At 32.7% G+C, this 11,861-nt stretch carries 12 protein-coding genes; 8 read left to right on the plus strand and 4 right to left on the minus strand.

The window, feature by feature from the left end:
• Window positions 1–73: 73 nt before the first annotated feature.
• Together B8869_RS10910 and B8869_RS10915 are read right to left on the minus strand one after the other, a co-directional pair.
• Window positions 74–1,294, minus strand: a complete 1,221-nt coding sequence (locus tag B8869_RS10910) for an AI-2E family transporter (protein WP_084231631.1) — start codon at window positions 1,292–1,294, stop codon at window positions 74–76.
• Between the two features lie 30 nt (window positions 1,295–1,324).
• Window positions 1,325–1,843 carry a hypothetical protein gene (locus B8869_RS10915; RefSeq protein WP_084231632.1) on the minus strand — a complete coding sequence of 173 codons (519 nt, stop codon included), beginning with the start codon at window positions 1,841–1,843 and terminating at the stop codon, window positions 1,325–1,327.
• Window positions 1,844–2,022: 179 nt separating this feature from the next.
• On the opposite strand from B8869_RS10915, the gene B8869_RS10920 reads away from it, so the two are divergent.
• The 6 genes from B8869_RS10920 to B8869_RS10945 are packed head-to-tail and all read left to right on the plus strand — an operon-like array spanning window position 2,023 to window position 8,760.
• Complete coding sequence (locus B8869_RS10920) at window positions 2,023–3,135, plus strand: cation diffusion facilitator family transporter (RefSeq protein ID WP_084231633.1); 1,113 nt, start codon at window positions 2,023–2,025, stop codon at window positions 3,133–3,135.
• Entirely contained in the window at window positions 3,136–4,497 is a 1,362-nt protein-coding gene (trkA, locus tag B8869_RS10925) for a Trk system potassium transporter TrkA (protein WP_084231634.1), read from the plus strand. It begins immediately after the preceding gene.
• Window positions 4,494–5,945, plus strand: a complete 1,452-nt coding sequence (locus tag B8869_RS10930; protein WP_084231635.1) for a TrkH family potassium uptake protein — start codon at window positions 4,494–4,496, stop codon at window positions 5,943–5,945. The genes trkA and B8869_RS10930 overlap by 4 nt, the downstream gene beginning before the upstream one ends.
• Window positions 5,945–7,309 (plus strand): TrkA C-terminal domain-containing protein, encoded by a 1,365-nt coding sequence (locus B8869_RS10935; RefSeq protein ID WP_084231636.1) that lies wholly within the window; start codon window positions 5,945–5,947, stop codon window positions 7,307–7,309. Before B8869_RS10930 ends, B8869_RS10935 begins: the two co-directional genes overlap by 1 nt.
• Window positions 7,310–7,318: 9 nt before the next feature.
• Window positions 7,319–7,987 carry a uracil-DNA glycosylase gene (locus tag B8869_RS10940; RefSeq protein ID WP_084231637.1) on the plus strand — a complete coding sequence of 223 codons (669 nt, stop codon included), beginning with the start codon at window positions 7,319–7,321 and terminating at the stop codon, window positions 7,985–7,987.
• A 5-nt stretch (window positions 7,988–7,992) separates the two neighbouring features.
• Window positions 7,993–8,760: an alpha/beta hydrolase family protein gene (locus B8869_RS10945; protein ID WP_084231638.1), complete on the plus strand. Its 768-nt coding sequence runs from the start codon at window positions 7,993–7,995 to the stop codon at window positions 8,758–8,760.
• A gap of 18 nt (window positions 8,761–8,778) precedes the next feature.
• On the opposite strand, the gene B8869_RS10950 is transcribed toward B8869_RS10945, so the two are convergent.
• Together B8869_RS10950 and B8869_RS10955 are read right to left on the minus strand one after the other, a co-directional pair.
• Window positions 8,779–9,309: a guanylate kinase gene (locus B8869_RS10950; RefSeq protein ID WP_084231639.1), complete on the minus strand. Its 531-nt coding sequence runs from the start codon at window positions 9,307–9,309 to the stop codon at window positions 8,779–8,781.
• A 121-nt stretch (window positions 9,310–9,430) separates the two neighbouring features.
• On the minus strand, window positions 9,431–10,021 hold the full coding sequence (locus tag B8869_RS10955; RefSeq protein ID WP_084231640.1) for a leucine-rich repeat domain-containing protein: 591 nt from the start codon (window positions 10,019–10,021) through the stop codon (window positions 9,431–9,433).
• A gap of 154 nt (window positions 10,022–10,175) precedes the next feature.
• On the opposite strand from B8869_RS10955, the gene B8869_RS10960 reads away from it, so the two are divergent.
• Complete coding sequence (locus B8869_RS10960; RefSeq protein ID WP_084231641.1) at window positions 10,176–11,222, plus strand: L-threonylcarbamoyladenylate synthase; 1,047 nt, start codon at window positions 10,176–10,178, stop codon at window positions 11,220–11,222.
• A gap of 9 nt (window positions 11,223–11,231) precedes the next feature.
• A complete protein-coding gene (gene upp, locus B8869_RS10965) occupies window positions 11,232–11,861 on the plus strand; it encodes a uracil phosphoribosyltransferase (protein WP_084231642.1) in 630 nt (209 codons plus the stop codon).

Consider the following 11,861-nt stretch of genomic DNA (forward strand, 5'->3'; position numbering starts at 1 on the left):
TCCTTAATTAATTTAAAAGACTTATCCGATTGGGATAAGTCGAAATTTATTTTACTTTCTATTCTGTGATACATCATGTTGGTGTATTTTCTTTTAGTTTTGAATTCATATTCAATTTGTTTAGTCTGTAGTTGGTATATTCTCCAAGTAGTGTGTAGATTACAGCTACAAGAGGAATGAAAATCCACATTCCAACAATACCACCAATAGCACCACCCACTATGGTAGCAAATAGAGACCACATGGCAGGTATGCCAAGTTTGTCTCCAACAATTTTTGGATAAATTATATTACCTTGTATTTGTTGAAGTACAATCATCAATACCAAGAAAAATACTGCTTGCATCGGAGAGTCTATAAGAATAAATATAAAACCTATGGCAGCTCCGATAAGTGGCCCTACAATTGGAATTAAGTCGGAAAATCCTACAAGAACGGATATCATAGGTGCATAAGGCATTCTCAAAACCAACATCGATGCAAAAGTCATCACACCTATTATAACTGCATCCAGCAATTGTCCTTTTACAAAATTAAAGAAGTAGAAATCAATTAGATTTCCAACGTGGATTATAAAACCACCGATTTTAGTTCCGCCTACTGAGTATAACATTCGCTTAGTTTGTCTGCCTAAATTATCTTTGTCTAATAAAACATAAATGCTAAATACAAAAGCTAATAGACCATTGGCAAAGCCGGAAAAAATTTTGTTGGCAATTCCTGAGGCTGTTTGAACAGCATTTGCATCAAAGCTCAAATCATCTTTTAAAAAGAAGTGTTTAATTTGCTCAAATAAATAATTTAAACTCAGTGAATTATAAAAATGTTGAACTTTTTTTGCTAATGGTTCTAGTTTTGGAAAGCCTTTTAAGAGTTCGATAAGTCTTTTAAAGAAAAGTGGCATTTGCTTTTCTAAAGATTGTAAAGAGGTAACCAACTGAGGAATTACCATAGCCATCATAAATGTTACAATTGATATGACCAATAACAAAGTAATGCATAAAGAAATACCTCTTGCAGCTTTTTTCAAAAATTTTGAATTAGTTTTTTTCAAAATTAATTTTTCGAAAAAGTTCATTGGTATTTTAAGTACAAAAGCTATTGCACCACCCAATAAAAATGGAAATAAAATTGATACTACTTTACTGAAAATCAGTTGAACTGATGTGAATTTCAAAAAGAAAAAGTATAACAAAATTCCGCCAAATACTATGAGTGCTAAGTTAGTTTGATTTTTATTGTAAGTTGAATAGCTTTCTGTTGTGTGTTTATTTAGTTCTAAATTTTCTTTCATAATTATCCTTTTCTTCTTTTTATTATTTTCTTAATAATCGTGATACATGGAGTCTAGCATAAATACGCTTGATAAGAAAAACATTGTCAGGTCTGAATATTCTTCATCAAAGATTAAAGTGTATTCTTTTTTAGAGCGAACTAAGTTTCCCTTAATGGAAGCAATCTCTATACCTTTTAATAGCGCAGAATAGGATTGAGATTTGACTTCTCCCCAAAGCGTAATCTTCCCAAGAGGAGTCCTGAAATATAAATCAGGTACTCTAAAGTTTTTACCCTCTCTGACTATAATTGAATTATTTTTTGATTTAATAGTGAACAAAGTATCGTTTATTATATTTTTAATATGTTTATAGATAACCAGTTGTTGTTTTTTATTTTCATTAAACACTCTTATTTTAGAAGAATAAATCCCCTCTCCCTTAACCAGATTTACAATGAGAGAATACAAATCTACATGACCTTCGTATATTAATTTATCTTCTTGAAAAACTTCGTATTTAAAATCATCAATTATTGAATGGTCACATTTTATAACAAGACTTGTCATTTTATCACCTTTGATTTAAAATCTAGAATTCATATTTAATTAAACATAAATTCTATATTAATTTTACATTAGAGGGATTGTAACTTCAATCTAACTTTTACTTAGAAAGCTTTAATTAAAAAGTTATCTATTGTATAATAGCTTTAAAAATAGGGGGCATTGAAATAGAAAAGATAATTATAGAGAATAATAGAGAAAAAACGACATTTAGAACTGCTACAGTAGGAATAATATCAAACTTATTTTTAGTTACGCTAAAGGTGTTTGTATATTTTGGCACTGGTTCGGTTTCTGTGTTGGCAGATGCAATAAACAATTTAACAGACTCAATGTCTTCATTAATAACACTAATTGGTGCAAAGATATCAAATATGCCGGCTGATTCAGAGCATCCTTATGGACATGGAAGGATGGAATACATTGCCGGTTTAGTGGTATCAGCATTGGTTTTATTTGCAGGTTTTGAGTTTATTAGAGCATCGGTAGGAAAGATTATACATCCTTCAGAAGTTAGCTACACAAGTTTGAGTGTGGCTATAATGTTTGTATCATGCATTGTAAAATTTTTGATGAGTGTACTTTATAAAAAAGTTGGAAATAGAATAAATTCGTATCCTATACTCGCTCAATCAAAGGATTCTATCTCAGATGTGTTTGTGACAGGAGTAGTTATAATTTCGATTTTTGTATATAAATTTACAGGATACTTGGTAGATGGATGGGCTGGACTTTTAGTTAGTTTTTTTATTTTATATCAAGGCTATGATTTGATAAAGGAAACTATAAGCACAATTCTTGGAAATACAAATCCTGAAGAAATTAAAGAAGTTGAAAAAATTGTCATGACATATAAAGAGATTATAAGTGTTCACGATATTGTTATAGTGGATTTTGGACCTGAGAAAATCTATGCGTGGATGGATGTCGAGTTAGATGACAAGATGGGCATTGTTCAAGCGCATAGGATAATAGACAAAATAGAGAGAGAAATATACGAAAGTAAAGGATATCACGCAAGCATACACTTAGATCCGGTGGGTTCTTATTCTATAAGAGAAAAAGAAACTATAGAAAAATTAAATGAACTCATAAGAGATGACAAAAGATTTTGTTCATTTCACGATTTATCTATAAGTGGTGAAGAAGTGACGGTAGATATTGTAGTTGATGGAAATTTAGTAAGGTCTGAAAAAGACGAAGCTAATGTAAAAAATATAGTAGCTGAGATTTTAAACGAAGAGGGAATAAAGAATTTTGTAAAGATAGACAAGATATTTAAAGGGGAAATTTAAATGAAAGTATTGATAGCAGGTGCTGGGAAACTTGGAATAAAGTTGGCTCAAGCCCTTATATCAGAAAACTGTGATGTTACAATTTTGGATTCGGACGAAACTGTAATAGAATACGTAAATAATACACTGGATGTTTTAACTGTAAATGAAAGTGCTCTTAACTTTGAAGTTTTAAAAGAACTTGAAATTGAAAAGTATGATTTGTTGTTGGCGACTACGAATAGCGATGAGTCAAATGTTTTGATGTCAATTATCTCTAAGAAATTAGGAGTTAAGAAGGTGATAGCAAGAGTTAGAAATCCTGAGTACAACAATCAAATTCAAGCGATTAGAGAAGAACTTGGGATAGATTATATTATAAATCCTGACTATGCTACAGCTGTCGCAATAGAAAAGTATCTACTTAAAAGATATATGCTGATGAGTGATGAGTTTGCGGGCGGAAGAGTTAAGTTAGTCGATTTTAATATAGGTCAAGATCCGACTTTTGTAGGGAAGAAGATAAAAGAATTAAACGGTTTTAAAAAGATGCTAATAGCGGCTGTTTCGAGAAGTGGCAGAACTATAATTCCAAACGGAGAAACTATCTTAGAGAGTAATGATGTAATAATGATTGTTGGTGCAAGTACCACAATTGAAAAATTCGACGAAGAACATTCTGGTATAAATAAACATCGTTCGCTTAAAAAAGTTATGATAGTTGGCGGAGGGAAGTTAGGGCTTTATCTTGGAAGATTATTGAGCAAGGAAAAGATAGACACCACAATAGTTGAAATTTCCAAAAGCAGATGTTATCAATTAATGGAAAAATTGCCTGAGAGTATAATAATAAATGCCGATGGGACAGATTTTAATGTTTTACAAGAAGAAATGTTAAAAGAATATGATGCTTTTGTGTGCGCAACTGGTATAGACGAGACAAATTTGTTGATGGCACTTGCCGTAAAACAATTTGGCATGTATAAATCGGTGGCGAAGATTTCAAGGCAAAATTATAAGAAAATATTGGATAAGTTAGAGGTTGATGCTGCATTTAATTCGGCTTATATAACAGCTAATGAAATAATAAAGACCATAAGAGGTTCAGGTTCTATAACTGTAAATTTAATGAGTGATGGAGAGACAGAATTTTCTGAAATAATGCTAAAAAAAGGTATACCTGTTTTAGATAGACCTATAAAAGATATTAGCTTGCCTGAGGGGATATTGATAACCTCAATAGTGAGAGGAAATGATGTAATAATTCCAAAGGGAGAAGACATTTTGAGAGAAGAGGACAGGATAGTTGTCTTGGCGACAAACAAACAGGTTGGAAATCTTAAAAACTTTTTCTTTTCTAAAAAGAAGAGGTGGCTGATATGAATAGAGGACTTATTGTAAAAATATTGGGAATACTTGTTTTAATTGAGGGGGTTTTTATGCTCCCTTCAACTGTATACTCCGGTATTACAAATGATGGGGCTTTTAATTCTTTTTTATTGACACTTACAGTTTTATCAATCGCTGGAATAACAGCATATTTTTTCATAGATACAAAATCTACAATAACTCCGAAAGATGGAATCGCGATAGTTACATGCGGATGGATTGTAGTTTCGCTTTTTGGAGCATTGCCACTTTATCTATCGGCTTCTGTTCCAACGTATATAGATGGATTTTTTGAGATAGTTTCAGGTTTCACAACGACAGGAGCAAGTGTAATAGGAGATATATCTATAGTACCTAAGTCTGTAGTGCTTTGGAGAAGTACCACACACTGGATTGGCGGTATGGGTATTTTGGTGTTCACACTTTCTCTATTACCAAGACTTGGAGTTGGTGGATTTCAAATTTTTAAAGCTGAATCTCCCGGGCCAATAGCAGGTAAGATAGATCCAAAGATGAGCCAAACTGCTAAGAGGTTGTATTCAATATATTTAGTAATTACATTAATCTTATTTGTTTTACTTCTCTTGGGCGGTATGAGTGCATTTGATTCAATAATACATACTTTTGGGGTTGTTGGAACAGGTGGTTTTTCATCTAAAGTAGATTCTGTAGGACACTTCAAAGGCAACTACATACCTCTTGTGATGAGTGTATTTATGATGATATGCGGTACTAATTTTACAATGCACTACTATTTATACAAAAAGAAACTTAGCTCCATATATAAAGATGAAGAGCTAAAAGCTTTTTATTTTATAATTTTTACTGCAATTTTAATAATAACTATAAATTTATTTCAAAATGGTTTTGGAACTCTTGAAGATGTGATTGTAAAAGCTATTTTTCAAGTTACATCAATTGCCTCAACATCTGGTTTTGCAAATGCAGATTTTGATATGTGGCCCGCTGCGTCTAAATTTGTACTGTTGATTTTATATTTCTTTGGTTCATGCGCAGGGTCAACAGCTGGTGGGATTAAAATAATCAGAATATTGATTTTATATAAGACAATAAAAAGAGAAATTGTAAAGGTAATACATCCAAAGGCGGTAATACCTATAAAAATAAATGGTAAGATAATAAACGAAGAGATAGTGATGGGCATATTTGCATTTTTGGGAATATACATGGCAATTTTCTTAGGGGCAAGTTTGTTAGTAACCTTAAGTGGAATGGATATATTGACTTCTATTTCGTCTGTTGCGACTATGCTCTCTAATGTCGGCCCGGGATTTGCAATGGTAGGGCCAACCAAAACTTTTGAATTTTATTCTAGCGGATATAAGCTGATGTTCTCGCTACTCATGTTGCTTGGTAGATTGGAGTTCTTTACCATAATAGCGCTTATAATGCCAAAACAAAGTATAAGGGGAGACTTTTAATGGAAAAAGTACTTTTAGTTGGAAGTGGATATGTTGGATTAAAAATTCTGTCTGCCATATCTTCTGAAATGGATGTTACTGTAGTAGATAAAAATATAAATAGCATAAAAGAGATTGTGGAGACGGACAATGTGCATCCGATTTATGGGAATGTAGAAGATAGAAATTTCGTTATGAATTTGTTTAAAGAGTCCTATGATTTTGTAGTGGCGGTTACAAATTCTGACAAGACAAATATTTTATTATCTACAATGGCCAAGAAGAATGGCACAAAGTGTACAATAGCATCTATTTTTCAAAAAGATTCTGTCGAGCAGTTAACTTTTTTAAAGCAAAGTATCGGACTGGATAGAATGTATAATATGGCAATAGAAATGTCTGCTGAAGTTGAAAGAATAATAAAGGGAAATTTGAGTTATCAGTCAGATGTTTTTGGAAAGGGAAGAATAGAAGTAGTTGGCCATTCTGTTGAAATGGATAGGAACTTTGTTGGACAAAAGATAAAAGATATTGGAGAATTAAAAACTCTTTTGGTAGTAGGTATATCACGAAGAGGAGATATTATAATTCCAAACGGAGATACGGTTATAGACGAAGATGACTATCTATATATAATGGGTCTTGCAAAAGATATTTTAAATTTCAAGAACAAGCATTTTAGAATAGAATACAAACCTAATAGAAAAATCTTGCTGGTTGGAGTGAATGAATTCAGCTTGCAGATAGCAGAAGTTTTTAAAGACTATGATATAACCATAGTTGAAGAAAATATTGAGAAGATAAGAAAGTACAGAACGGCATATTCAAACGTCTACATTCACAAAGCTAAGCTAAGAGGTGGAGAATTCTTTAAGAATTTTAAAAACTATGACGCTACAATAATAACAACTGAAAACGATGAATTGAATTTGATACTTGGAACAATTGCCAACAGAAACAAAATCAATCAAGTTATGGTGAAGTTATCTGACACAAGTTACGAATCAATAGTGGATGAGATGAATTTTACTTCTGTTTTAAAACCTATGGACGTAGTAGCTAATCAGATTATAAAAAAACTTAGATCTGATAGAGGAATTTCGATTTATATGGCATTTAATAACCAAGCGGAAGTATATGAATTTAAATTAAAAGATGATTCAGCTCTGATTGGCAAAACTTTGATGGAGATGCATGTTCCTACGGGCATGTTGGTAGGAGGAATAATAAGAAAAGACGGAATGGCTGTTATTCCAAGAGGTAAGACTATAGTTGAAAAGGGAGACAATTTAGTAATATTCTGTAAAAACGATAGTAAGGATAAATTAAATAGATTTTTAGGCGTAGAAAGTCGAAGGAGCTTTATACAGAGTATTTTTTCATAAGGAGAGAGTATGAGTAGAATAATAGGGAATAGTTGGGATGAACTGTTAGATGAACAATTTAAGAAACCATATTATAAGAATCTTAGGGAGTTGTTGATTGAGGAATATAAAAATTTTCAAATCTTCCCAAAGGCAGAAGATATTTTCAATGCTTTTAAAAAGACTCCTTATGAAAATGTGAGATGTGTTATCTTAGGTCAAGATCCATACCACAATGTAAACCAAGCCGAAGGACTTTCATTTTCTGTTAAAGTTGGTCAAAAAATCCCACCGTCTCTTGTAAATATCTACAAGGAATTAAAATCTGATTTGGGATATGAGCCGCCAACCCATGGCAGTCTTGTGAAGTGGGCTGAAAATGGAGTCTTGCTTTTAAACACGACACTGACTGTCAGAGCACATACACCTATGAGCCACTCTAAAATAGGTTGGGAAATACTCACTGATAGTGTAATAGATATACTAAATAAAAAAGAATCTCCAGTGGTGTTTATTTTGTGGGGTAGACACGCACAATCAAAAGAGAAACTTATAACCAATCCAAATCATTTGATTTTAAAAGCACCGCATCCAAGTCCATTATCTGCCAATAGAGGATTTTTTGGTTCTAAACCATTTTCAAAGACAAATGAGTTTTTAAGAATAAATGGATGTCCGGAAATAGACTGGAGGATTTAAAGACAATGGAATTTTTAAAAAGCAATTACACTGATATAACCCTTATAGATGTTGAAGGAGTGCCGATATATGTAGTCAGACCAAAGGGTGATTTCAAAACATATAAAACCATTGTTTTTTATCATGGTTGGGGCTCAAATGCTAAAAACCAAATTTTTAGAGCAAATATCTTGGCGAGTTACGGTTACCAAGTTATACTACCTGAGGCGAGATACCATGGTGAAAGAGGAAAACTTGACTATGATGATGTAAGTGTGCTTAGAAATAGAATTTGCGAAGTGATAATGCACAACATAGAAGAGTTTCCTAAGATATATAGATACATGGTTCAAAATTTGGGTGTGGATGAAGAAAATATAGCTGTGGGTGGTCACTCTATGGGAGCTATAACAGCTTCGGGGCTATTCACCTTTAAGCAGAGTTTGAAGGTTGCAATGTTGTTCAACGGAGTGTGCGACTGGAAATGGTTGGTAGATGCAATAACTAAAGGAGATGTCTCATACGAGAGTATGAGGATAAATGAATTTATGTTGCAGATGAATCCTAAGGAGCATTTAGAAAATTTGGTAGATAGGGAAATGATATTATATAACGGAGAAGATGACGATGTAATTTCACCTATTGCTCAAGAAAGTTTTTATGAAGCAGCTAAAGTTGTGTATTCAGAAAAAGAAAAATTGAGATTTACAAAGTGGGAAGCAACTTCTCATCAGTTGACTACTCAAATGTTAGAGAGTGCAATTATTGCATTAAAAGAAGAAATAAAATTTTAATAGGGCCTTTAAAGGACCCTATTTGCATGTTAATTCTATAAATTTACTTATTTCATTTGAATTGAATTCAATTGGTCTTCTGGAGTCTATAAAGAAATCGCAGTAGTTTACGAGTCCAAGTCCATCGTTAAGTCTTGCAATCACATCACACATATTGTCACCACGTTCTATCATACGCTCTCTTAGAGTCTCTGCATCCAATGTTAAACAGATGCAATATGCACCGAGTTCTTTTAATTCTCTGACACCGTTTAAGTCTAAAACCATTACAATGTGCTCGGTTTTTGAATTTATATATTTTTCTAAACTCTGTTTTGGAACTCCATATAAATTTCCAGAGTATTCAGTTACAGCGATTAATTTTTTTTGCTCAAGTAGGGATTGGAACTCTTCTTTTGTTTTAAAATAATAGTCCAAACCATCTACCTCTCCATCTCGCATAGGACGAGTGGTACAAGTTATTATTCTTTTGAAATCATCTCTTTTACTTAAAATGTTTGCTTGTGTTGTCTTTCCCGAACCTGAAGGGCCAGCAAGTATATATATCATAAATTTCCTCTCTATCCTTTTAAAAAAGTATATTTTATGAAAATTTAAAAGTCAAGGCAAGGCTCAAGTTTCTATAATAAAAAACATTTCCGATATATTTCGGAAATGTTTAATAGCTTATTTATTTGTTAATTATAGTAGTTGTTTCAAAAGCATCTTTGTGAAGTTCAGCAACGTTAGCAGGCACTTCTACTTCGAAGATATTATTTTTTCTAAAAGCAAACATATTGATTTTCTTTAATGAGCTTGGAAGTTCAAGTTTTTCAATCGCATTGCTATAGAAAGATGAAGTATCGATAAGTTCAAGTTTGTCATTGAACTCAATGTTTGAAATGTTGTTAAGAGCAAATGCACTAGGTCCAATGTGAGTAAGTTCAGCTGGTAATTTTATATTTGTTAATTTATTTCTGTAGAAAGCAAATCCATCGATTTTCTTAACTGAATCAGGTATAGTTATTTCAGAAATATTGTTAACACCAAATGCGTCGTAACCTATTTCTTCAACTGTTTCAGGGATTTCAAAAGTAGATAATTTTCTACGGTAGAAACAGTTTTGGCCAATCTTTCTGATTGGAGTTCCATCTGGTCCTTCTTTAGGTATAGGCATGTGAGTTATACCTTCATTTTTAATTTTGTCTTTACCTTGTCTTGTCATTCCAACAAGAGTGTCACCTTTGATAATAAAATCATCGAATTCAAATTGATTATCCATGTAAACCTCCTAAAATATTCCATATGTAATCTCAATAAAAGTATACCACAAGGGTTATATTAATGAAAGGCAATAAGAAATTTAAAAGTATCTTAACTTGTATGCTATTTAACTAATTGTTATAATTTAATGCAGAAAGAAAGGTTTGAACATTATGGATACTAAAATTATAAAAGTAAAAGAGAATATCACAAAAGATCAACTTGAAGAAATAAAGAGTGTTTTTGATTCAGGTGGGTTGGTTGTGTTTCCAACAGAAACAGTATATGGCTTAGGTGCTGATGGATTAAATCCAGAAGCTTTAAAGAAAGTTTATCAAGCAAAAAATAGACCTGGAGACAATCCTCTAATTTTACATATTGCTGAAATTTCTCAACTTGATGGAATTGTAGAAAATATAAGCGAAGATGCAAAAAATATGATGGAGATGTTTTGGCCGGGACCATTGACTTTGATAATGAATAGGACTGAGAACGTTCCTGATGAAGCTACAGCAGGATTAGAAACTGTAGCGGTAAGAATGCCTTCTCACGAAGTTGCAAGAGCTATACTTTCATATTGTAAAAAACCTATTGCTGCACCTTCAGCGAATATTTCAGGGAAACCTTCAACAACATCTTTCCAAAGAGTGTTTGAAGATTTAAATGGCAAGGTTGAGGTAATAGTTGATGGAGGAAAGGCAACAGTAGGTATAGAATCAACTGTTGTAGATACAACTGTAAATCCTCCTTTGATATTAAGACCTGGCAAGGTAACTAAAGAGGACTTACAAGTAGTTGTACCGAACATAGGGATTGACGAGTCAATTATTTCAAAAGATGAATCTATAGTTCCAAAGTCACCAGGGCAAAAATATAAACACTATGCACCAAAAGCAGAGGCATACTGTTTTGTAGGTAATTTGGATAATGTAGTAAAAGAAATTAATAAGAGAATTACTGAGCAAAAAAATAAAAAGATAGCAGTATTGGCTACAGATGAAACTGTAGAAGGATACGAAGGAGCACATTTTTTAGCTTCACTTGGCTCAAGAGAAAACTTAGAAGAAATAGCTTCAAATTTATTCGAAGACTTGAGAAAATGTGATGATGAAAAGGTCGATATAATTTATGTAGAGGGCTTTGAGTTAAGAGGCTTAGGAGTTAGCATTATGAACAGACTTTTAAAAGCTTGTTCAGGTAGAGTAGTATTTGGACTTTAAGGAGGAAATATGGGGAAATTAGTAGTTACAGATCATCCATTAATACAACACAAACTTACGATTTTAAGAGATAAAAACACTTCATCTAAAGATTTTAGACAATTAGTAACAGAAATGTCTGCGCTTATGGGATATGAAGTTACAAGAGATTTAGAACTTAGAGATATAGAAGTGGAAACTCCTCTTGAAAAAACTATAGGCAAAGAAATTTCCGGAAAGAAGATAGGTATAGTTCCTATTTTAAGAGCGGGACTTGGAATGGTAGACGGAGTTTTATCAGTAGTGCCAGGTGCGAGAGTAGGACATATTGGTATGTATAGAGACCCTGAAAGCTTAAAGCCAGTTACTTATTATTCAAAGTTCCCTAAAGACATCGAAGAGAGAACAATTATACTTTTAGATCCAATGCTTGCAACAGGTGGTTCTCTAATAGAGGCAATTGATGAAGTTAAAAGAGCTGGAGCTACAAGCATCAGAACTCTTAACATATTAGCTGCACCAGAAGGAATAAAAGTAGTTCAAGAAGCTCATCCAGATGTTGATATATATGTTGCATCAGTAGAAAGAGAACTTAATGACCACGCATATATCTTACCAGGGCTTGGAGATGCCGGGGATAGATTATTCGGAACTAAGTAA

This window comes from Peptoniphilus asaccharolyticus DSM 20463, assembly GCF_900176115.1.
GTDB classification, from domain to species: Bacteria; Bacillota; Clostridia; order Tissierellales; family Peptoniphilaceae; genus Peptoniphilus; species Peptoniphilus asaccharolyticus.

What these genes read in the sequence shown, in the direction of transcription:
- B8869_RS10930 (WP_084231635.1), top strand. Translation starts at nt 4,494, where the DNA reads ATGAATAGAGGACTTATTGTAAAAATATTGGGAATACTTGTTTTAATT.
- B8869_RS10940 (WP_084231637.1), top strand. Translation starts at nt 7,319, where the DNA reads ATGAGTAGAATAATAGGGAATAGTTGGGATGAACTGTTAGATGAACAA.
- B8869_RS10910 (WP_084231631.1), bottom strand. Translation starts at nt 1,294, where the DNA reads ATGAAAGAAAATTTAGAACTAAATAAACACACAACAGAAAGCTATTCA.
- B8869_RS10935 (WP_084231636.1), top strand. Translation starts at nt 5,945, where the DNA reads ATGGAAAAAGTACTTTTAGTTGGAAGTGGATATGTTGGATTAAAAATT.
- B8869_RS10960 (WP_084231641.1), top strand. Translation starts at nt 10,176, where the DNA reads ATGGATACTAAAATTATAAAAGTAAAAGAGAATATCACAAAAGATCAA.
- upp (WP_084231642.1), top strand. Translation starts at nt 11,232, where the DNA reads ATGGGGAAATTAGTAGTTACAGATCATCCATTAATACAACACAAACTT.
- B8869_RS10955 (WP_084231640.1), bottom strand. Translation starts at nt 10,021, where the DNA reads ATGGATAATCAATTTGAATTCGATGATTTTATTATCAAAGGTGACACT.
- B8869_RS10915 (WP_084231632.1), bottom strand. Translation starts at nt 1,843, where the DNA reads ATGACAAGTCTTGTTATAAAATGTGACCATTCAATAATTGATGATTTT.
- B8869_RS10945 (WP_084231638.1), top strand. Translation starts at nt 7,993, where the DNA reads ATGGAATTTTTAAAAAGCAATTACACTGATATAACCCTTATAGATGTT.
- trkA (WP_084231634.1), top strand. Translation starts at nt 3,136, where the DNA reads ATGAAAGTATTGATAGCAGGTGCTGGGAAACTTGGAATAAAGTTGGCT.
- B8869_RS10950 (WP_084231639.1), bottom strand. Translation starts at nt 9,309, where the DNA reads ATGATATATATACTTGCTGGCCCTTCAGGTTCGGGAAAGACAACACAA.